Here is a 19,286-nt window from a genome sequence, read left to right on the forward strand (position 1 = left end):
GGGGCGCTCGTCAGAGCGCCGGCCCCGTCGTACTCCAGGGCGATTCGTAAAGCTCATAGAGCGCCACCGCCGCGGCACCCTGCGCCCAGAAATCGTCGGTCGAATCGTCGAAGACGAGTTCGCTCACCCCGCGCAGCGATGGCGGAATGGCGAGCGCATAGGCATCGCGCAGGCTGTTGAGAAAGGGTTCGCCGAGCGCCAGGCTCGACCCCACAAGAATGACCCGTGGCGGCGCAAACAGTGTGACGATGTTGGCAATAGTCAAACCCACCGCTTCGCCGGCGCGGATCGCGGCGCTAATCAGCCGGTCGTCGTCTGCCTTGATCAGCGCCTGGGCATGGTTCATGCCGCGGCCGAGACGGATCGCTTCGGCAAAACGCCCGTCGGCCTGCTGTTCGCCGAGGATCGCGCTTTCGCCGGCCTGGCTGAAAAGCCTGACGATGCCGTTCGGCCCCATGCCGAGCACGAGGTCGCCGAGATTGTGGCTGAGGCCGCCGGCGCCGCGAAACAGGCTGTTGCCGTGCAGAACGCCCAGCCCCAGCGTCTGCTCCAGCGAAATCAGCACCATATCTTCGAGATCGCGCGCCTTTCCAAACCAGTGATGGCCAAGCGTGATGGCGTGGGCGTCGCTTTCGACAATGGTCGGCGTTGCCAGCCGCGTCGACATCTCGGCGGCGAAATTGACATTGGTGTCGCGAAAGATCGGGCTGCTTCTGATGTAGCCGGTGCGGTGCTCGATGACGCCGGGAAAGCCGAGGCAGACGCTGTCGACATCCTCCAGCGAAAGTCCGGCATCGACGACGCAGCGCCGGACGCCATCCTCAACCAGATCGGCGATGACGCCAATCGGCTGCCGGTCGATGCGGATCGGCAAGGCGAGCTTCGACAGCACATCGCCGCGGAAATTGGTGACGACAAAGACCATCCTGTTGGCAGCGATCTTGGCGCCCACAACGCGTGCGGCATCGGGATTGAGCTCCAGCATGACCCGCGGCCGTCCGCGCACGGCCTCATTGCGGATATCGCCTTCGTGACGCGGCAGGATCAGCCCGTCGTCGAGCAATGAGGCGGTGATGGCCGAAACGGTCGTGGTCGAGAGTTCGGTACGCTCGCTGATCTCTATCCGCGAGATCGGGCCATGGCGCCTGATGGTATCGAGCACGTTCAAGCGATTGATCGCGCGCATTAATTCGGGATCTGCGGTCTTCATGGGAACTAGCCAGGCGAGCGTTTCGTTGGGGCGGAACCCAAATATTTTTAACGGGTTACGAAATAAATAGCAGGGAATTCAGCGGTCCTGTCAAGCGCATTTGATAAAAATAGAGGCATTGGGTTGACAATATGCCAAAGCTCCGTTGAATTAATCCGCATAGGGGAAAAATTGTGAGGACAGGACCCCTGGGAGGAAAAATCATGACTTTTAGGTTCAAGAGCACTGCTCTTCGCGGCAGGCGTATCGCATCCATGGCCGCGGCTGCCGGCATGTTGCTGGCCGGAGCAGGTGCTGCTTCGGCGGCGACGGTCGTCAAATGGCTGCATCTCGAACTCGACCCGAAATATGTCGCGGCCTGGGAAGAGATCGTCAAGAAATACGAAGCCGAGCATCCCGACGTCGATATCCAGATGCAGTTTCTCGAAAACGAGGCCTTCAAAGCCAAGATTCCGACATTGCTGCAATCCGACGATGTGCCGGATTTCTTTTACAGCTGGGGCGGCGGCGTCTTGAAGCAGCAGTCCGAGACCGGCGCCCTCCAGGATGTGACGCCGGCGCTCGATGCCGATGGCGGCAAACTGCGCGGCGCCTATAGCCCGGCTTCGGTCAGCGGCCTGACATTCGAGGGCAAGACCTGGGCTATTCCCTATAAGGTCGGTCTGGTCAGCTTTTTCTACAACAAGGAACTCTTTGCCAAGGCCGGCGTGAAGGCCGAGGACATCAAGAACTGGGCTGATTTTCTGGGTACCGTGAAGAAGATCAAGGCGGCAGGCATCGTGCCGATCGCCGGCGGCGGCGGTGAGAAATGGCCGATCCACTTCTACTGGAGCTATCTCGTCATGCGCGAAGGCGGACAGAAGGTCTTCGAAGCGGCAAAGACCGGCCAGGGCGAAGGTTTCCTCGATCCCGCGATCATCAAGGCCGGCGACGATCTCGCCGAACTCGGCAAGCTCGAACCGTTCCAGCCCGGCTATCTCGGCTCGACCTGGCCGCAGGCGCTCGGCGTTTTCGGCGACGGCAAGGCTGCAATCATCCTCGGCTTTGAAAACACCGAGGCCAACCAGCGCAAGAATGCTGGCGACGGCAAGGGGCTCGCACCCGAAAATATCGGCCGTTTCGCCTTCCCGGCGGTTGATGGCGGCGCCGGCAAGCCGACCGATACGCTCGGCGGTTTGAACGGTTGGGCCGTTACCAAGAAGGCATCCAAGGAAGCGCTCGATTTCCTCGCTTTCCTGACGAATGCGGACAATGAGCGGGCGATGGCCAAGGCCGGCATGCTTCTACCCGTTGCCATCGGCGCCGGCGACGGCGTCACCAACCCGCTGCTTGCCGAATCGGCAAAACAGCTGGCCGGTTCGACCTGGCATCAGAACTATTTCGACCAGGATCTCGGCGCTGCGGTCGGCCGTGTCGTCAACGACGTGTCGGTGGAAATCGTCTCCGGGCAGATGAATTCCAAGGACGGCGCCCAGATGATCCAGGACGCTTTCGAGCTGGAACAATAACCAGCGCCTGCAGACCCATCCTGGCGCTCCAGTGAAGAGCGGGAGCGCCAGCATTGCTGCCGACGAGATGCGAAAGCAGGACCCATGGCCAATATTTCAGTCCCATCGATCACCACGGCCGCCAGGCCGGCAAAAAGAGCCGCAAACAGCAAGAGCTCGGTCGCACACGACCGGCTGGCGGTGCTGTTGATCTTCCTGCCGCCGGCGCTGCTGCTTTTCACGCTCTTCGTCATCATGCCGATGGGCGAGGCGGCCTGGTACAGCCTCTACAAGTGGAATGGCTACGGCACGCCGACCGAGTTCATCGCACTGCGCAATTTCCAGGTTCTGTTCCGCAATGCGGCCTTCACGCAGGCGCTGGTCAATAACGGCCTGATCATCGTCATCTCGATCTGCATCCAGGTGCCGCTCGCCATCTGGCTGGCCACCATGCTGGCACACCGCATTCCGGGTGTCGTCGGCTACCGCCTGATCTTCTTCCTGCCCTATGTGCTGGCGGACGTCGCCGCGGGCCTTATCTGGCGCTTCGTCTATGATGGCGATTATGGCCTGTTTGCCGCCGTTTCCAACTTCTTCGGCTTCGCCAACCCTTACGTGCTCGCCGACAAGGATGTGGCGATCTATGCCGTGCTTGGCGTCATCGTCTGGAAATATTTCGGTTTCCACATGATGCTGTTCATCGCCGGCCTGCAATCCGTCGACAAGAGCGTGCTGGAGGCCGCCGAAATCGATGGCGCCACCGGCTGGCAGAAGTTCCGCTACGTCACGCTGCCGCTCCTCGGCTCGACCTTGCGTCTTTCCATCTTCTTTGCCGTCGTCGGCTCACTGCAGCTCTTCGACATGATCATGCCGCTGACCGGCGGCGGGCCGTCCAACTCCACCCAGACGATGGTCACCTTCCTCTATACCTACGGCGTCATGCGCATGCAGGTCGGCCTCGGCAGCGCCGTCGGCGTGGTGCTCTTCATCATCTGCGTGACGCTCGCCTTCGGTTACAAAAGGATATTCATGCGCCATGACTGATATGAGCTCTTCCATCCGCATGAGCACGTCCACGCGCGTCTATCTCTACGTGTCGCTGAGCCTGATTGCAGCGATCGTGCTCGTGCCGCTGCTGACGACGGCGCTCGGCGGCTTCAAGACCCTAGGCGACCTGCGCACCAATCCTTTCGGCCTGCCGACGGAGTGGCAATGGGCGAACTACACCGATATCCTCTTCGGTGAACGCTACTGGCTGCAGATCGGCAATTCGCTGGTGATCGCCTCGCTCACCGTCCTCCTGACGCTGATCGTATCTTCGATGGCGGCTTTCGCCTTTGCCCATGTCCGGTTCTTCGGATCGTCGTTCCTGCTCAATTATTTCCTGCTCGGCCTGATGTTTCCGGCGGCGACCGCGATCCTGCCGCTGTTCATCCGCATCCGCGATCTCGGCCTGCTCGATACCTATTGGGGCGTGGTGCTGCCGCAGGTGGCTTTCGGCCTTGGCATGAGCATCCTGCTGTTTCGAAACTATTTCCGCAACCTTCCGGAAGAATTGTTTCAGGCGGCTTTCGTCGACGGCTGCGGTTATCTCCGCTTCTTCTGGCATATCTCGTTGCCGCTTTCCCGGCCGATCGTCGCCACCGTCAGCATCATCTCCTTCGTCGGCAGCTGGAACAGCTACATCCTGCCGCTGATTATGCTGAACTCGGAATCGAAATATCCCTGGCCGCTCGGCATCATGGTCTATCGCGGCGAGTACGGCACGGAGTGGCAGCTGGTGCTGGCCTTCATTACGCTGACCATCCTTCCCACCATCATCGTCTTTTTCGTCGCCCAGAGACACATCATCGCCGGTCTGACCGCCGGCGCCGTCAAGTCCTGAGCCGAACCGTTGGAGTGCAATCATGGCATCCGTTGAACTCACCGATATCAGCAAGACCTATGGCGCCGTCGATGTCATTCACGGCATCTCGCTTCATATTGAGGATGGCGAATTCGTCGCTCTCGTCGGGCCGTCCGGTTGCGGAAAATCGACGCTGCTGAGAATGATCGCCGGTCTTGAGGAGATCACCGATGGCGAGATCGCCATCGGCGGCAAGGTCGTCAACGCCATGACGCCGCGCGAACGCAACATCGCCATGGTCTTCCAATCCTACGCGCTTTATCCGCACATGACTGTCGCTGAAAACATGGGCTTCAATCTGAAGCTCGCCGGCGTTGTCAAACCGCAGATCGAGGCCCGGGTGGCCGAGGCCGCCCGCATGCTGGATCTCGCCGAGCTCCTCGACCGCAAGCCGGCCCAGCTTTCCGGCGGCCAGCGCCAGCGCGTCGCCATGGGCCGCGCCGTCGTGCGCAACCCCGCCGTCTTCCTGTTCGACGAGCCGCTGTCCAATCTCGATGCCAAGCTGCGCGTGCAGATGCGCTCGGAAATCAAGACGCTGCACCAGAAGGTCAGGACGACCTCGATCTATGTCACCCATGACCAGATCGAAGCGATGACGCTTGCCGATCGTATCGTCGTGCTCAATCAGGGCAGGGTCGAACAGCAGGGGACGCCGCTCGAACTCTACAGGAAACCCGCCAATCTCTTCGTCGCCGCCTTCATCGGATCGCCGGCGATGAATATGCTCGAAGGCACGGTCGACGGCGAAAATGGTGAGCCAGCCGCCCGCCTCGGGGACGGTACGGCGATCCGCATCGCACCCGACCGCAAGGTCAAGGCCGGCCAGGCCGTCACCATCGGCCTGCGCCCCGAACATCTCGTTCCCGGTATCACCGCCGGCACGCCGCTCGCCGGCAGGACGATGCTGGTGGAACCGACAGGCGCCCAGACCCATGTCGTCTTCGACCTCGCCGGACAGCAGGTAACCGCCATCGTCGACGGCGAATATCCCGCCCGGTACGGCGCCGTCTTCGAGGCAAGCATCACCAGCGATCAGGTCCACGTCTTCGACCGCGGTACGGGTGTGGCGCTGTAGACGCCACTTGTCCCACGGCTGTCCGATTTACGTCGACGAGCGGGAACGGGAAGGGTAGGCACATCCTCTTCTCCCCTGCTCAAAAGACCGAAACGGACGGATGAGCGGTTAATCCATCTGGTTTCTCAACGATTTCCGCCGCCACCGGACGTTGCCAATGCCACAAGTTGCACTATTGTCTGTCCGGCACGCGAAAACCTGATGGTGGTTATGCCGGTAGTAACTCGACATCTCATTGACCGGGGTGACGGAGCCACGGTTGAGCTTTTTCAAGCTCAAGCCGCAAGCGAAGCGCCCGCAGGAGCAATCCTATTTGTCCACGGCAATCAGGGTGGCCGTCTGCTTGGAGGGATAGAGGCGGTCGACAGCGGCGCGTTGCTTCGGTTCTGTTCTGGTTTGAATATCACTGCTGCGGCAGTCTCGCAGCCCGGTTTTGGGGCGTCAGACGGCCCTCCAGATTTCTGCGGCCCCAAAACCCAGCAAGCGATCATCGCTGCTCTCGCCTTCCTGCGGGGCCAGCCTTCCGTCGATCCAAATCGAATTGTTCTCTATGGAAACAGTCGTGGTGCCGTTGCATCGGCCATGGTCGCCACCCAGGTTCCTGATCTGCGAGCAGTCATTCTATCCAGCGGCGTCTACGATCTTGAAGCCGCCTATCACGAGAGTTCAGACGGTTTGCGGTGGGCTATCGAGAAAGAGGCGGGCCTATCGAGAGAGGCCTTTCTGGCTCGCTCTGCATTGCATTATGCGCCCGAAGTTCGGTCTGAGACGCTGTTGCTGCATGGAAAGCATGACGACCGTGCTCCTGTTGCCCAAGCCGAACTCTTCTCAAAAGCTCTGTCCAATGCCGGAGTCCTGGCGACGCTTCACGTCTTTGAGTGTGGACATCAAATTCCAAGGAACCACATGCAGGGAGCTCTCAGGCCCTTCCTGCAAAGGGTGTTCAATCCCGTCGTGACGTACCACTAGGGCAGCGTAACAGCTTCGGGAAAGTGACGAAAACCTAAAAGAGATTAAGCCCAAACCCGCCTCTTGAAGGAGGAGAAAAATGAAACGCAACGAGATGGAGGTGAGCGGCGGCTGCCAGTGCGGTGCCGTGCGCTACCACGCAACCGCTATGTTTGACAATTCGCATCTCTGCCATTGCCGCATGTGCCAGAAAGCCTCGGGCAACATCTTTGCCGCGCTCGTCGCCGCGCCCGATGATGCGCTTACCTGGACACGCGGCAAGCCGAGCGTCTGGAAGAGCTCGGAGCTTGTCGAGCGCGGCTTCTGCGCCAATTGCGGCACGCCATTGTTCTTCCACCACCTCGAAAACGGTCGCACCAACCTGATGATCGGTTCGCTTGACGATCCGCACGCCTTCTCGCCGCTTGCCAATACCTGCACCGAGAACATGGTTGGATGGTTTGATACGATCACGGGCATAGAAAATACCGGTGCGACCGAAAACAACGGCGCCGACTGGGCCGCGGCGATCAAGGAGAGCAACAACCAGCACCCCGATCACGATACCACTTCATGGGCGGTGAGGGGGCGTGATGGCTGAGTCCTATTCCGGCGGTTGCCAGTGCGGCGCTGTCCGTTGCCGCTATTCCGAAAGGCCGTCGCGCCGGAAAGCAGCGATAGCAACGGCCTACGTTCAAGAGGATGCACGCAGGGTGCCTGAAAGTCTGCCGTTTAGCTAATTCGCGCCTCGAAGCAGCCCCGTAGCGGTCGTCTAGCCAAGCCGGGCCGATGTCCGTTGTTGGCGAGAGCCGGACAGCCGCCGGGCCACCCCGGCGGCCTACTGCCGCGCTGTATTATTCCGCCGCGATCCGCGTGACGCCGTTGGCCTGGACGATCTTTTCCAGCAGCGCCAGCTCTTCCTGGGTAAGATCCGTCAGAGGCGGGCGCACGGGGCCTGGGTTCTGCCCGAGGACGCGAAGGCCGGCCTTGATGATCGAGACGGCATATCCCTTCTTGCGGTTGCGCAAGGCGACGAAGGGGAAGAAGAAGCCCTTCAGGATCTCATCGACGGTTGCCTGATCGCCGGTGCGCAAGGCGCCGTAAAAACGCTGGGCAAGCGCGGGCACGAAGTTGAAGACGGCGGATGAATAGGTCGTCACGCCTGCGGCGAAATAGGCCTGGGCATAAACCTCATGGGTCGGCATGCCGCCGACATAGACGAGGCGGTCGCCAAGCAGGGTGGTGATCTCGATCACCTTGTCGACATCGCCGACGCCGTCCTTGAAGCCGATCAGGTTCGGGCATTCCTCCGCCAGGCGCGCGATGCTGTCGGCGGTCAGAATGGCGTTGTCGCGATTATAGACGATGACGCCGATGCCGACCGATTGGCAGACCGCCTTGACGTGGGCGATGAGACCCGCCTGTTCGGCAAACATCAGATAGGGCGGCAGCAGCAGCAGTCCGTCCGCACCGGCCTTCTCGGCCGCGACTGCGATCTCGATGGCGAGCGACGTGCCGTAGCCGGTTCCCGAAATGATCGGCGTCTTGCCCGCCGACGCTTTGGCGGCCCGGATCACCTGCGGAATTTCGGCCGGATTAAGCGAGAAAAACTCACCGGTGCCGCCGGCGGCAAACAGCGCAGCCGCGTCATAACCGGAAAGCCACTCGACATGACGGCGGTACTTGGCTTCGTCGAATTTGAGGTGATCGTCGAAATGGGTCACCGGAAACGACAGGAGGCCACTACCGACGGCCTTCTTCAATTCAATCGGATTCATCATGAAGTCCTATTTCTTAGGTGTTGAAAACCGGCTCACTCGCTCTCGAGCACTTGCAGAAGTGCGGCGATATAGCCGTAGCAGAAGGCAAATGCGGTGGCGGTTGGATCCTTGCCGCTGACGGTCGGCACATGGTCGGGCATCAGCATGTATTTGAAGCCCACCTCCTTGTAGATCCTGGCCGAGCGGACCATGTCCATGTCGCCTTCTTCAGGGAAGGTCTCCATGAAGGACAGCTTGCCGCCGCGAATGTTGCGGAAGTGAACATTGAAGATCTTGTCGCGCTGGCCGAACCAGCGGATGACATCGTCGATTTCCTTGCCGGGCTTTTCCAGCATCTCGCCGATCGAACCCTGGCAGAAATTGAGGCCATGATACGGGTTTTCGCGCATCAGCACGAATTTCTTCAGGCCTTCCACCGTACCCAGCACCCGCGTGACGCCGCGATAACCCGGCGGCGTATAGGGATCGTGCGGATGGCAGGCGAGCCGGACGCGGTTGCTTGCAGCGACAGGAACGACGCGTTCCAGGAAATAGTCGATCCGCTCCCAGTTTTCGTCTTCCGAAAGCACGCCGGCAAGGCCGGGCTCGGCCTGCTGGTCCGTCTTGTCCCAGCGGAAGCTCGCATTCAGCGATCCGCCGCGTCCCGGTTCATCCGGCGTGCGGGGAATGCCGATCAGGTTGAGATTGTACTTCACCGCAGGAATGCCGGCGGCCGCGACATTCTCGATCAGCTTGCAGACGGCGTCGATCTGCCGGTCACGCTCGGGGCCGGCAAGCAGGATGTCGGGATAGGACGCCTTCTCGATCGGCTGCGAGGGCAGTGGCAACTGGATCATGTCGAGAATCAGGCCGAAGCTTTCGACCTTGTCGCGATGACGTTCGAGATCGGAGAGCGTCCAGCTGCTCGGCTTCCCCGGCGGGTCGGCATTGATATGCCTCACCCCCAGTTGCGCGAAGATACGATAATCGTCGTCATCTCGCGCTGCGACCTGCGTTCCCAGATACATTTGAGTCTCTTTCGAAATTACACAATGTCATATGACATAATATGAATTTTTGAGAGTGTCGAGCCCTATTGCTGCTCGGCGAGCATGCGATAACGGCGCTGGCTGGCCAGCATATGCGCCCGCATTGCCTGTCGCGCCCGCTCCGGATCCTGGTCGGCAATCGCCGACAAGATCTCGACATGTTCGGCATAAACCTTCTGAAGATAGTCACGGTCGTTGGCCTCGGGAAGCGTCGGAAATTGGCCGCGGGGGATGGCTCTGGGCCCGAACTGGCGCAAGACGGCAACATAGAATCGATTGTTCGTGGCGGCGGCAATCGCCATGTGGAAGGCATAATCCGCCTCCACCGTCTGCTGTCCTGTCTCGATAAGGTTTGCCATTCTGCGGTTGGCTTCGCGGATCGCAGCTTCCTGCTCGGCGGTGCGGCGATAGGCGGCGATCGCTGCCGCTTCACCCTCGGCCGCCATGCGAAACTCCAGCAATTCCAGGGTTTCCGGAATGCTTTTGATTTCCACCGGCGTTAAAGAAAGGACCGAATGCGCCTTCGGATCCGCGACGAAGACGCCTTTGCCCTGGATCGGCTTGACGAAGCCTGCCGACCTCAGATCGGCGATAGCCTCGCGCACCACCGTGCGGCTGACGCCGAATGTCGCTTCAAGCTGCGGCTCGGTCGGCAGCTGGTCGCCGACCCGTAGCTTCCCCGTCTCGATCTGCGCCCGCAACTGATCGATGACCTGCTGCGCCAGTCTTTGTCGGCCGCGGCTGTGTGTCGTCATCTTCGGCTCCCCCAATCCCTTCGCATCAAGTCTCTGCCGCTCGGGCCTTGTCAACCCTACCGGACTTCGTTAAATCATAATACGACATACGGACGACATAATATGTTTCCTATCGTAATCCAGGGAGGAGTGACAATGAAGCATTTTTCTAAAAGCTTGTTCGTCGGCGCTGTCATCGGCGCCCTGACGATATCGGCACCACAGCTGCAGGCCGCTACGCCGCAGGACCAGCTAGTGATTGGCACTTCGCTAGCGCAGGTTCTGTCGCTCGATCCGCACCAGGCGACCGAAGGCAAGGCGGTCGAGATCATGTCGAATCTGTATGATCGGCTGGTTGCCAGCACGGCTGATGGTAAGGTCCTTCCGCAGCTGGCAGAAAGCTGGAAGGTGGACGACAAGGGCATCACGTTTACGCTGCGCAAGGCGAATTTCGCCTCCGGCAATCCGGTCACCTCGAAGGATGTCGTCTATTCATTGGCCCGGCTCCTGAAGATGGATCAGGCCGCCGCCGCCAACCTCAAGCGCGTCGGCTACGACAAGGACAATGTCGAAAAGCTCGTCAAGGCCGTCGACGACCAGACGGTGCGGATCGATCTCTCCAATCAGGTGACGGCAGAGCTTCTGCTCTACCGGTTGACGACGACGACCACCAGTGTGGTCGACAGCGTCGAGGTCGAGAGCCACGCCGTCGACAACGACTACGGAAACGCCTGGATGCGAACCCATTCGGCCGGCTCCGGTCCGTTCACCCTCAATCGCTGGTCTCCGAACGAACTGGTGATCCTCGATGCCAACAAGGACTATATGACCGGCGCGCCGAAGATGCGTCGCGTCATCGTCCGGCATGTGCCTGAAAGCCAGGTCGAGCGGCTGATGCTCGAACGCGGCGATATCGATATTGCCAGTGCGCTCACCGCATCCGATCTCGCGACCTTCCAGGACAAGAAGGGCTTTGCTATCCAGCGTATTCCGACGGGCGGCTTCTACGTGCTGTCGATGAATGCCGGCAACAAATATCTCGCCAACCCGAAGGTTCGCGAAGCCATTGCCTACGGCATCGACTACAAGGGCATCGAAAAGACCATCATGGGCCCATACGGGCGGGCCAGAAACGTTCCCGTTCCGGAGAATTTCGAATATGCCATCCCGAACCCCGATTGGCATCTCGACGTCGAAAAGTCCAAGCAGCTGCTGAGCGAAGCAGGCTTCAAGGACGGCTTTTCGCTGTCGCTGAAGACGATAGCGCAAACGCCGCGCATCGATCTTGCTACCGCCATCCAGGCATCGCTGGCCCAGATCGGCATCAAGATCGACATCCAGCAGGGCAACGGCTCGGAAATCATCGCCGCCCATCGCGCCAGGGATTTCGATCTGCTGATCCCGCAGACCAGCGCCTATATGCCGAACGTGCTTGGTTCAATGGAGCAGTTCTCCTCCAATCCCGACAACTCGAAGGAAGCCAACAATGCCGGCAATTTCGTCTGGCGTTCGGGCTGGGACATTCCCGAGCTGACGGCCTTGACGGCGAAGGCATCCATGGAGCCGGACGCCAAGAAGCGCGGTGAACTCTATGTTCAGATGCAGAAGATGTTCGTCGAACAGAAGCCGGCGGTGCTTCCGCTCTTCGAGCGCTTTGAACCGATCGTCCTGTCCACCAAGGTCGAGGGATATGTCGGGCACCCGTCTCAGCTGACGCGTCTCGAGAACGTGACCAAGGCCGAAACCCAGTAATACTCCAGGACAGCCGATCATGAAGGAACTCTCCGTAGCCGAATTTGGCCGACGCCTGGCGCATTTGCTGGTCAGCCTGTTCATCCTCTTATGTGTGACCTTCGTGATCGGCCGTATCCTGCCCACCGATCCCGTCGGCGCAATCGTCGGCGAGCTCGCCGATCCCGCTGCCTATGCGGCGATGCGGGCGCGTCTGGGGCTCGATCTGCCGATCTACCAGCAGTTTTTCCTCTATCTGAACGGCTTGGCGCATGGTGATTTCGGCACTGCCGTCCTCACCGGCAATCCGGTCTCTGCAGACCTCGCTCAAGCCTTTCCGGCGACATTCGAACTCGCGACGCTGGCGGTGATCATTTCGACCTTCGTCGGTGTCCCGCTGGGGCTGGTCGCAGCACTCTTTCGCGACAGCTTCATCGACAAGACGGCCCGCGTGGTCGCGCTCGTCGGTCATTCGATCCCGGTTTTCTGGTTCGGCATCGTCGGGCTCGTCATCTTTTATGCCGGCCTCAACTGGGTCGGCGGGCCGGGCAGGATTGACGTCTTTTACGAAGGCCTTGTCACGCCGCACACAGGGCTGTTGTTGATAGACAGCCTGCTGCAGGGCGAGACCGAAATCTTCTGGAACGCGCTCGGTCATATCATTCTTCCGGCCGTCATCCTTGCCTATGCGGCGATGGCCTATATCACCCGCATGACGCGCAGCTTCACCCTGGAGCAGTTGAGCCAGGATTATGTCATTGCGGCCCGAGCCAAGGGTGTGAGCCCCCTCGGCACGATCTGGCGCCATGTGCTACCGAACATTGCGGTGCAGCTGATCACCATTCTCGCCATTTCCTATGGCGGGTTGCTCGAAGGCGCTGTCGTGACCGAGATCGTTTTCTCCTGGCCGGGCATTGGCCAGTACATGACCAACGCGCTGATGATCGGCGATATGAACGCCATCGTCGCCGGCACCATCATTGTGGGATTCATCTTCATGTTGTTGAACTTCCTGGCCGACGTCGCTTACGCCGTCTTTGATCCGCGCATGCGGGAGGCGGCCCGATGAGCGATGTCATCCGCAGCGAGATAGAGATCTGCCCTCCAAGTGTGTCGACCCGTATCGCGGCTTCGTTTGCGCGCGCCGGCCGCAAATTGGCTGCCGAGCCGCTTGGCCTCGGAGGGTTCGTCATCCTCGGTCTGCTTTGCTTGATCGCGATCTTCGCGCCGCTGCTTGCGCCTTACGATCCGGTCGTGCAGCGGCTTGGTGATGCCTTGCAGCCGCCGAGCCTCGCGCATCTGGCCGGCACGGACGAATTCGGCCGCGACATCTTGAGCCGCCTGATCTTCGGCACGCGCATCACCATCCAGACCGTATTTTCGGTCTCCCTCATCGTCGGGCCGATCGGCCTGTTGATCGGCGTCGTTGCCGGCTTCTTCGGAGGGCGCACCGATGCGCTGCTGATGCGCGCCACCGATATTGTTCTCTCTTTCCCGTCGCTGATCCTGGCTCTGGCTTTTGCTGCGGCACTCGGCGCCGGCTTGACCACGGCAATCATCGCGATCTCGCTGACCGCATGGCCGCCGATTGCGAGACTCGCGCGCGCCGAGGCGCTCGTCGTCAGAAACGCCGACTACGTGGTCGCCGCCCGCCTTTATGGCGCCTCGCCGATGCGCATTCTTCTCCTCTATATCGCGCCGATGTGCGTCCCATCCGTCATCGTTCGCCTGACGCTCAACATGGCGGGCATCATCCTGACGGCAGCTTCGCTTGGCTTCCTCGGGCTTGGCGCCCAGCCGCCGGCGCCGGAATGGGGCGCGATGATCTCCAGCGGCCGCAAGTTCATGCTGGATTATTGGTGGGTTGCCGTGATGCCGGGTATCGCCATCCTTCTCACCAGCCTTGCCTTCAACATCGCCGGAGATGCTCTGCGCGACATTCTGGATCCTCGCCATGCAAGATCGTGATCTGCAGCCCGTTCTTTCCGTCGAAGGATTGAGCGTCCGTTTCGGCCGAGGCGCCGTGCCCGCCGTCTCCAATGTCAGTTTCGACGTCGGGCGCGAACGCGTCGGGATCGTCGGAGAATCCGGTTCCGGCAAATCGACGACCGGCCGCGCCATCATGCGGCTTCTGCCGCCGGCCGCGGTGGTCTCGGCCGAGCGTTTGGATCTCGCCGGCAGTTCGTTGCTGTCGAAGACCGAACGTCAAATGGGCGCGCTTCGCGGCAAGGATATCGCGCTGATCATGCAGGATCCGCGCTATTCGCTGAATCCGGTGCTTTCGATCGGCAAGCAGATCGCCGAAGCCGCGCGCCTTCACCTCGGTCTTCACAAGAAACAGGCGCATGAGGCTGCCCGCGCCATGCTGGAGCGCGTGCGCATCAGCGATCCGGAGCGGGTCATGGCGCTTTATCCGCACCAGATCTCCGGCGGCATGGGCCAGCGCGTGATGATTGCGATGATGCTGCTGGCGCGGCCGAAGCTGGTTATCGCCGACGAGCCGACCTCGGCGCTTGATGTCAGCGTCCGCAAGGATGTGCTCCTGTTGCTCGATGAACTGGTGCGCGAGAACAATTCCGGCCTGCTGTTGATCAGCCACGACATTCGCATGGTGGCGGCCTTTTGCGAGCGCATCATCGTCATGTATGCCGGCCGGATCGTGGAAACGCTGACCAGTCTCGAGGAGGCGCGCCATCCCTATACTCGCGGGCTGATCGCTGCGCTGCCCGACCCCAGGAATCCGGTTCGCCGGCTTGCGGTTCTCGACAGGACGAAACTCGATCTGGAGATGGCGCAATGATCAATGTGCGTGACCTCGATGTCGTCTTTGCCTCCGGCAAATCCAGCAACCATGTCGTCAGGGGCACCAGTTTTCAGGTCGGCCAGGGGGAAACGCTCGGCATTGTCGGTGAATCCGGATGCGGCAAATCGACTGTGCTGCGTTGCCTTGCCGGCATGGAGGCCGGTTGGACCGGTGACATCGAGCTTGGCGGCAAACCGATCGGCAAGAAACGCTCCCGCGAGGAGCTGAAATTCGCACAAATGGTGTTTCAGGACCCTTACGGATCCCTGCATCCGCGCCATCGTATCGGCACCGCCCTGGCGGAACCGCTGCGCGCCATGGGCCATTCCGAGATCTGGTCCAAGGTCGAAAAGGCATTGATCCAGGTTGGTTTGCCGACGAGCTTCGCAAACCGTTTTCCCCACGAACTTTCCGGCGGCCAGAGGCAGCGGGTGGCAATCGCGCGGGCCCTGATCCTGTCGCCGCCCATCCTGTTGCTCGACGAGCCGACATCGGCGCTCGACGTCTCGGTCCAGGCAGAAATCCTGAACCTGCTGGCCGATCAGCGGGAGGAAAAGGGCCTGACCTATCTGCTTGTCAGCCACGACCTCGCGGTCATCGCCCATATGTGCGACCGGGTGCTGATCATGAAGAATGGCTGTTTCGTGGATGAACTCACCAAAGCGGATCTGCAGGCCGGCACCACGCACGATGCCTATGCGCGAGAACTGTTCGAAGCGAGCTTTATCGAAGCTTGATGTCCTCGATCGCGGTGTGGTTTAGCGGCCCACCGTTGCGGCAGGGATCCGGACGGCGGCGACGCTGCCCCTTTCGACGAGATGGCAGGCAAGCTCGACCCGCCGCCGTGGGGCCGCCAGGCCGAGCATCATGTCGCGCAGCAGATCGAGCGCGGTGGCGCCGAGTTCGCGCATCGGAATATGCACTGTCGAGAGCGGCGGATTGAGAAAGGCCGACTGCGGCAGGTCGTCTATGCCCATAACGGAGATGTCCTGCGGCACGCCATAACCCATCGCCTGCAATCCGCGCACCGCGCCATTGGCAAGACTGTCGCCCGCCGTCAGGATGGCGGTGAAGGAGAGGCCTTTCTCGCGGACAAGACGGGTGACGGCTTCGGCGCCGAGTTCCGGCAGCCAGTCGTCGACCTCAAGCACCAGATCGGCATCGGCGGTCAGTCCATGATGCTGCAGGGCATCGCGCCAGCCCTCGAGGCGCCGCTCGATCGTCCGCCGACCCGGCCTCAGCATGAACAGGATACGTTCATGCCCGGCCTTGATCAGCCGCTCGGCGGCGATGAAGGCGGCCGAGCGGTTGCAGGGCGTCACACTCGAAAGCCGCATATAGGGATCGTCGCTGTTGACCAGCACGACGGGCTTTCCGAGATCAGCCGCAGCTGCCAGCATATCCTCTTCGTCGACGGTCAGGATCAGCATGCCGCCGAAGCTCGGATCGTCACGCATCTCGGCGACGACGCGGGCTTCATCCCCCTTGTCGGCGACCGGGCGCATCGCCAGTTCGATGCCGAGGGCGGCGGCACGCGCATTCAATCCTTCGAGCACATAGAGTGTGAACTGGTTGCGGACATAGTCGATCATCGCCGCGCCGGAGGCAACGAGCATGACCTTCTTGCCGGCAACGCTTGCCGGCAGCGCGTAGCTGACCGCACTTGCCGTTTCCAGCACCAGCTTGCGGATCTCCGGCCTAACGCCCTTTTCGCCGGCCAGCGCACGAGACACCGTGCTGATAGAGACGCCGCATCTGGCGGCAATGTCGTCGAGGCGCGTACGCCTGCCTTTTTTCTCTTCCGCCGCCATGTCGTCTCCTCGCTGCTAGCTACTATGCAAAAATCTTTCAGATTGCGCAAATGGATTGCCTGTGCACAATCGTTGCCTGAGGAGTCCGCGACAAGCGGCAGAGCAGGGAGGCTTTGAAGATGCGGCTTGAGGGTCAATCCGTGCGTCGGCGTTCTGTCCGGCGTACCAAGGCTTGAGCGGGCTGAAGCATGACCGCTGAGCAGCAATCCCATCTCCGCCGTGGAACGGCCAAGGCCAGCCCGATCGTCTACTGGCAGATCGCCGACCTGTGGCAGCAGCGCTACGACGTCGCCGACCGCCCGATGGAAGGCAGCATGGATCCGTTTTTCTTCGTCACCAAGACGAAGAACTTCATTCCGCATGAGTATCCCTGCCGCACCGAATTCAAAAAATCCTTCTCCGACCGTCGGCCGCAACCGGCTGCCGAATTCGAGGCGGTCCGCTGGTGGCTTCCCTTTGCCTCCCCGCGTGTCGATCTCTCTGGCTTCTGGTTTCGCCCGACACGCATCGGCTGCTGGGCGCGCACCTTCCTCGATGCCCGCTCCGCGGGGTCTGCCACGTTTCGGCTATCGACCTGCGGCGGCGCGATCCTCTTCGTCAATGGCCTCGAGCAGGGTTTCATGGCGCCTTACCAGCGCAATCTCGAAACCCAGCAAGACTTCGAGGTCGAACTCACGGCCGGCCTGAACGAAATCCGCGTCTATTTCGACGATCTCGCCGAGCGCGACGCCCGCTTCTATTTCCAGCTGGATTATGTCGAAGGGCCGGAAGTTGAAACTGCCCTGCCTGTTCCCATCGCCGCCGGTGATGCGGATGCGCTGGAGGTCATACTCGAAGGCATGCGCTTTGACCGCACCGCTTATCTCGGCGAGGATGTGACGATCCTCTTCCCCGCGCCGCTGCCGGTGGCGCTGAGCTGCCATGTCGAGATCGAAGGCGACTTCATGTCGATCGAGCGCTTCGACTATGATTTCGAGCTGGAAGCGGGAGCGACGAAACTGGCGCTCGGAACCTCGGCTGATATGCCCGCCGATTTCCGCCATTTCCGCATCACCTTCAAAACAGGTGCGCTTTCGCTCAGTCGCACGCTCGGCGTCGAGATCTGTCATCCTGAGCGACAGGGGGAGGCGCCCGCCGCCCTTGAGGAACGCGTTGCCGAGGCGCTGGCCGAGGTCGCTACCCATTCGGAGCCCGACACGGTCTGTGCTTTCGCGCGCCTTGCGCTCGGGCAGGGCGGCGAGCAAACCGAGGCGATGATCTCGGCGATGCTGCCGGTCATCGAGGATTGTCACGACTGCGCCGATTTCGTGCTGGTGCCGCTGCTCTTTGCCTATACGCGCTGGAGCGATCTGCTGTCACCCGCGCTGCGCGACAGGATCGAGCACGCTGTCCTCAATTACCGCTTCTGGATGGATGAGCCCGGCAACGACGTTCAGTGGTATTTCTCGGAAAACCACGCGCTTCTCTTCCATACCGCCGCCTATCTCGGCGGCAGGCTTTTCCCGGAAGCCGTCTTCGTCCGTTCCGGCCGCACCGGCGCCGAGCAGATGCAAGTTGGCGAGGATCGTGTCCGCGCCTGGCTCGATCATTTCGAGCGCTGGGAAATGGCCGAGTGGAACTCCGTTCCCTATTTCCCAATCGATCTCAAGGGCCTGACGGCGCTCGCCGCCTGCGCGCCGGATGAGACGATCCGCAACCGCGCGAGTGCCAGCATCGTCCGCCTGATGGAGATCGTCGCCCGCTCGGCCCATCATGGCATGCTGACCGGCAGCCAAGGCCGCTCCTACGAACATACGCTGCGCCCCGGCCGTTCGGTCGAACTCTCCGCCATTGCCCGGCTGCTCTGGGGCCGCGGCTGGCACGGCCGGCGCGTCCACGCTTTGCCGCAGCTTGCCGTCTGCATTCGCGATCATGGCCTGCGTTTTCCAGAAACGCTGGCGGCGATTGCGGCGCACCAGTCCGACGACGCGCAGGAATGGACCTTTTCCCAGGGCGAGAACCGTTTCGCCGCCCTCTATCACTATAAAACCCGCGACACCGCGCTCGGCACCATCGCCCATTATCGTCCCGGCGCCTGGGGCTATCAGGAAACCGTACTGCACCTCCGTCTGGGTCAACGCCCGGAAGCGCAGATCTGGATCAATCATCCCGGCGAAACCATCCAGTTCGGTTATGGCCGGCCGAGCTTCTGGGGCGGCTGCGGAACGCTGCCGCGGGTGCACCAGTATCGTGATCTGGCGATCCTCGATTTCGAGATACATGAGGGCCAGCCGGATTTCACCCATGCCTGGTTCCCGCTCGAGGCTTTCGACGACACGGTGGTTGACGGCAATCTGGCGCTCGCCCGTTCGGGCAACGGCATTGCGATGCTGATCGGCAACGGCGCACTGGAGCCGGTAAAGCAAGGCCCGACGACGGATATCGAGCTGCGGCTGGCCGGACGCAAAGGCCGCTGGATCGTCCGTCTCTCCGATCTCGGGCGCGAGGGTAGCCTTGACGGCATGCAGGCGCGTTTCGCCACGCTTTCGGTCCGCTGCGACGACGAGGGCGCATTGATCGTCGTCGATCCGGATTATGGCCGGGTCGTCTTCGAAGAGGACGACACCGTGCATGCCGAAGGCCGTATTCTTCGCCCGCCGGACTGGTCGGTGCGGGGAGAAGCGGTACATCTGGAGATACCGGCCAGGCAGCCTCGGCGCGCGGCCTCGTAGACGACGTGTCCGGCAGGTGGAGGACCGGCCGGGCGCAGGAATTTTTCGGTCAAGAGGAGGA

Annotated in this window: 17 protein-coding genes; 12 read left to right on the plus strand and 5 right to left on the minus strand. The window is 61.3% G+C overall.

The window, feature by feature from the left end; all coding sequences use genetic code 11:
• Window positions 1-10: 10 nt before the first annotated feature.
• The gene (locus RWK44_RS06050) at window positions 11-1,210 is read right to left on the minus strand and encodes an ROK family transcriptional regulator (RefSeq protein WP_131666023.1); all 1,200 of its coding nucleotides are present in this window, start codon (window positions 1,208-1,210) and stop codon (window positions 11-13) included.
• Window positions 1,211-1,413: 203 nt separating this feature from the next.
• Here RWK44_RS06050 and RWK44_RS06055 point away from each other — a divergent pair, with 203 nt between their 5' ends.
• The 6 genes from RWK44_RS06055 to RWK44_RS06080 all read left to right on the plus strand — a co-directional run bounded on the left by RWK44_RS06055 (window position 1,414) and on the right by RWK44_RS06080 (window position 7,227).
• Window positions 1,414-2,718 carry an ABC transporter substrate-binding protein gene (locus RWK44_RS06055; RefSeq protein WP_221984724.1) on the plus strand — a complete coding sequence of 435 codons (1,305 nt, stop codon included), beginning with the start codon at window positions 1,414-1,416 and terminating at the stop codon, window positions 2,716-2,718.
• Between the two features lie 84 nt (window positions 2,719-2,802).
• Window positions 2,803-3,741, plus strand: coding sequence for a carbohydrate ABC transporter permease (locus RWK44_RS06060; RefSeq protein ID WP_003559249.1), 939 nt, complete (start codon window positions 2,803-2,805; stop codon window positions 3,739-3,741).
• Window positions 3,734-4,582 (plus strand): carbohydrate ABC transporter permease, encoded by an 849-nt coding sequence (locus tag RWK44_RS06065; protein ID WP_003539503.1) that lies wholly within the window; start codon window positions 3,734-3,736, stop codon window positions 4,580-4,582. Before RWK44_RS06060 ends, RWK44_RS06065 begins: the two co-directional genes overlap by 8 nt.
• A gap of 22 nt (window positions 4,583-4,604) precedes the next feature.
• Window positions 4,605-5,678 (plus strand): ABC transporter ATP-binding protein, encoded by a 1,074-nt coding sequence (locus RWK44_RS06070; RefSeq protein WP_316028540.1) that lies wholly within the window; start codon window positions 4,605-4,607, stop codon window positions 5,676-5,678.
• Window positions 5,679-5,879: 201 nt separating this feature from the next.
• Window positions 5,880-6,647: an alpha/beta hydrolase family protein gene (locus RWK44_RS06075; RefSeq protein WP_316028541.1), complete on the plus strand. Its 768-nt coding sequence runs from the start codon at window positions 5,880-5,882 to the stop codon at window positions 6,645-6,647.
• 79 nt (window positions 6,648-6,726) lie between these two features.
• Window positions 6,727-7,227 (plus strand): GFA family protein, encoded by a 501-nt coding sequence (locus RWK44_RS06080; protein ID WP_316028542.1) that lies wholly within the window; start codon window positions 6,727-6,729, stop codon window positions 7,225-7,227.
• Between the two features lie 253 nt (window positions 7,228-7,480).
• On the opposite strand, the gene kdgD is transcribed toward RWK44_RS06080, so the two are convergent.
• The 3 genes from kdgD to RWK44_RS06095 all read right to left on the minus strand — a co-directional run bounded on the left by kdgD (window position 7,481) and on the right by RWK44_RS06095 (window position 10,190).
• A complete protein-coding gene (kdgD, locus tag RWK44_RS06085; RefSeq protein ID WP_168322063.1) occupies window positions 7,481-8,407 on the minus strand; it encodes a 5-dehydro-4-deoxyglucarate dehydratase in 927 nt (308 codons plus the stop codon).
• Window positions 8,408-8,439: 32 nt separating this feature from the next.
• Window positions 8,440-9,414, minus strand: coding sequence for a mannonate dehydratase (locus RWK44_RS06090; protein WP_316028543.1), 975 nt, complete (start codon window positions 9,412-9,414; stop codon window positions 8,440-8,442).
• A gap of 65 nt (window positions 9,415-9,479) precedes the next feature.
• Entirely contained in the window at window positions 9,480-10,190 is a 711-nt protein-coding gene (locus RWK44_RS06095; RefSeq protein ID WP_020049853.1) for a FadR/GntR family transcriptional regulator, read from the minus strand.
• Between the two features lie 135 nt (window positions 10,191-10,325).
• Between RWK44_RS06095 and RWK44_RS06100 the strand changes: the two genes are divergently transcribed.
• The 5 genes from RWK44_RS06100 to RWK44_RS06120 are packed head-to-tail and all read left to right on the plus strand — an operon-like array spanning window position 10,326 to window position 15,440.
• Complete coding sequence (locus RWK44_RS06100; RefSeq protein ID WP_131666031.1) at window positions 10,326-11,921, plus strand: ABC transporter substrate-binding protein; 1,596 nt, start codon at window positions 10,326-10,328, stop codon at window positions 11,919-11,921.
• Between the two features lie 19 nt (window positions 11,922-11,940).
• Window positions 11,941-12,969: an ABC transporter permease gene (locus RWK44_RS06105; protein WP_025394486.1), complete on the plus strand. Its 1,029-nt coding sequence runs from the start codon at window positions 11,941-11,943 to the stop codon at window positions 12,967-12,969.
• Window positions 12,966-13,868: an ABC transporter permease gene (locus tag RWK44_RS06110; protein ID WP_316028544.1), complete on the plus strand. Its 903-nt coding sequence runs from the start codon at window positions 12,966-12,968 to the stop codon at window positions 13,866-13,868. The genes RWK44_RS06105 and RWK44_RS06110 overlap by 4 nt, the downstream gene beginning before the upstream one ends.
• Window positions 13,855-14,700, plus strand: coding sequence for an ABC transporter ATP-binding protein (locus RWK44_RS06115; protein ID WP_020049856.1), 846 nt, complete (start codon window positions 13,855-13,857; stop codon window positions 14,698-14,700). The genes RWK44_RS06110 and RWK44_RS06115 overlap by 14 nt, the downstream gene beginning before the upstream one ends.
• Window positions 14,697-15,440: an ABC transporter ATP-binding protein gene (locus RWK44_RS06120; protein WP_131666032.1), complete on the plus strand. Its 744-nt coding sequence runs from the start codon at window positions 14,697-14,699 to the stop codon at window positions 15,438-15,440. Before RWK44_RS06115 ends, RWK44_RS06120 begins: the two co-directional genes overlap by 4 nt.
• A 21-nt stretch (window positions 15,441-15,461) precedes the next feature.
• On the opposite strand, the gene RWK44_RS06125 is transcribed toward RWK44_RS06120, so the two are convergent.
• Window positions 15,462-16,514, minus strand: coding sequence for a LacI family DNA-binding transcriptional regulator (locus tag RWK44_RS06125; RefSeq protein ID WP_316028545.1), 1,053 nt, complete (start codon window positions 16,512-16,514; stop codon window positions 15,462-15,464).
• 188 nt (window positions 16,515-16,702) lie between these two features.
• Here RWK44_RS06125 and RWK44_RS06130 point away from each other — a divergent pair, with 188 nt between their 5' ends.
• Window positions 16,703-19,225, plus strand: coding sequence for a hypothetical protein (locus RWK44_RS06130; RefSeq protein WP_316028546.1), 2,523 nt, complete (start codon window positions 16,703-16,705; stop codon window positions 19,223-19,225).
• Window positions 19,226-19,286: the final 61 nt, after the last annotated feature.

Origin of the sequence: Rhizobium sp. 25PS6 (assembly GCF_032464655.1) — a bacterium.
Classification (GTDB): Bacteria; Pseudomonadota; Alphaproteobacteria; order Rhizobiales; family Rhizobiaceae; genus Rhizobium; species Rhizobium laguerreae.

Coding starts and splice junctions, on each gene's coding strand:
- RWK44_RS06070 (WP_316028540.1), top strand. CDS start 4,605: ATGGCATCCGTTGAACTCACCGATATCAGCAAGACCTATGGCGCCGTC.
- kdgD (WP_168322063.1), bottom strand. CDS start 8,407: ATGATGAATCCGATTGAATTGAAGAAGGCCGTCGGTAGTGGCCTCCTG.
- RWK44_RS06100 (WP_131666031.1), top strand. CDS start 10,326: ATGAAGCATTTTTCTAAAAGCTTGTTCGTCGGCGCTGTCATCGGCGCC.
- RWK44_RS06105 (WP_025394486.1), top strand. CDS start 11,941: ATGAAGGAACTCTCCGTAGCCGAATTTGGCCGACGCCTGGCGCATTTG.
- RWK44_RS06110 (WP_316028544.1), top strand. CDS start 12,966: ATGAGCGATGTCATCCGCAGCGAGATAGAGATCTGCCCTCCAAGTGTG.
- RWK44_RS06090 (WP_316028543.1), bottom strand. CDS start 9,414: ATGTATCTGGGAACGCAGGTCGCAGCGCGAGATGACGACGATTATCGT.
- RWK44_RS06080 (WP_316028542.1), top strand. CDS start 6,727: ATGAAACGCAACGAGATGGAGGTGAGCGGCGGCTGCCAGTGCGGTGCC.
- RWK44_RS06120 (WP_131666032.1), top strand. CDS start 14,697: ATGATCAATGTGCGTGACCTCGATGTCGTCTTTGCCTCCGGCAAATCC.
- RWK44_RS06095 (WP_020049853.1), bottom strand. CDS start 10,190: ATGACGACACACAGCCGCGGCCGACAAAGACTGGCGCAGCAGGTCATC.
- RWK44_RS06065 (WP_003539503.1), top strand. CDS start 3,734: ATGACTGATATGAGCTCTTCCATCCGCATGAGCACGTCCACGCGCGTC.
- RWK44_RS06130 (WP_316028546.1), top strand. CDS start 16,703: ATGACCGCTGAGCAGCAATCCCATCTCCGCCGTGGAACGGCCAAGGCC.
- RWK44_RS06075 (WP_316028541.1), top strand. CDS start 5,880: ATGGTGGTTATGCCGGTAGTAACTCGACATCTCATTGACCGGGGTGAC.
- RWK44_RS06125 (WP_316028545.1), bottom strand. CDS start 16,514: ATGGCGGCGGAAGAGAAAAAAGGCAGGCGTACGCGCCTCGACGACATT.
- RWK44_RS06055 (WP_221984724.1), top strand. CDS start 1,414: ATGACTTTTAGGTTCAAGAGCACTGCTCTTCGCGGCAGGCGTATCGCA.
- RWK44_RS06050 (WP_131666023.1), bottom strand. CDS start 1,210: ATGAAGACCGCAGATCCCGAATTAATGCGCGCGATCAATCGCTTGAAC.
- RWK44_RS06060 (WP_003559249.1), top strand. CDS start 2,803: ATGGCCAATATTTCAGTCCCATCGATCACCACGGCCGCCAGGCCGGCA.
- RWK44_RS06115 (WP_020049856.1), top strand. CDS start 13,855: ATGCAAGATCGTGATCTGCAGCCCGTTCTTTCCGTCGAAGGATTGAGC.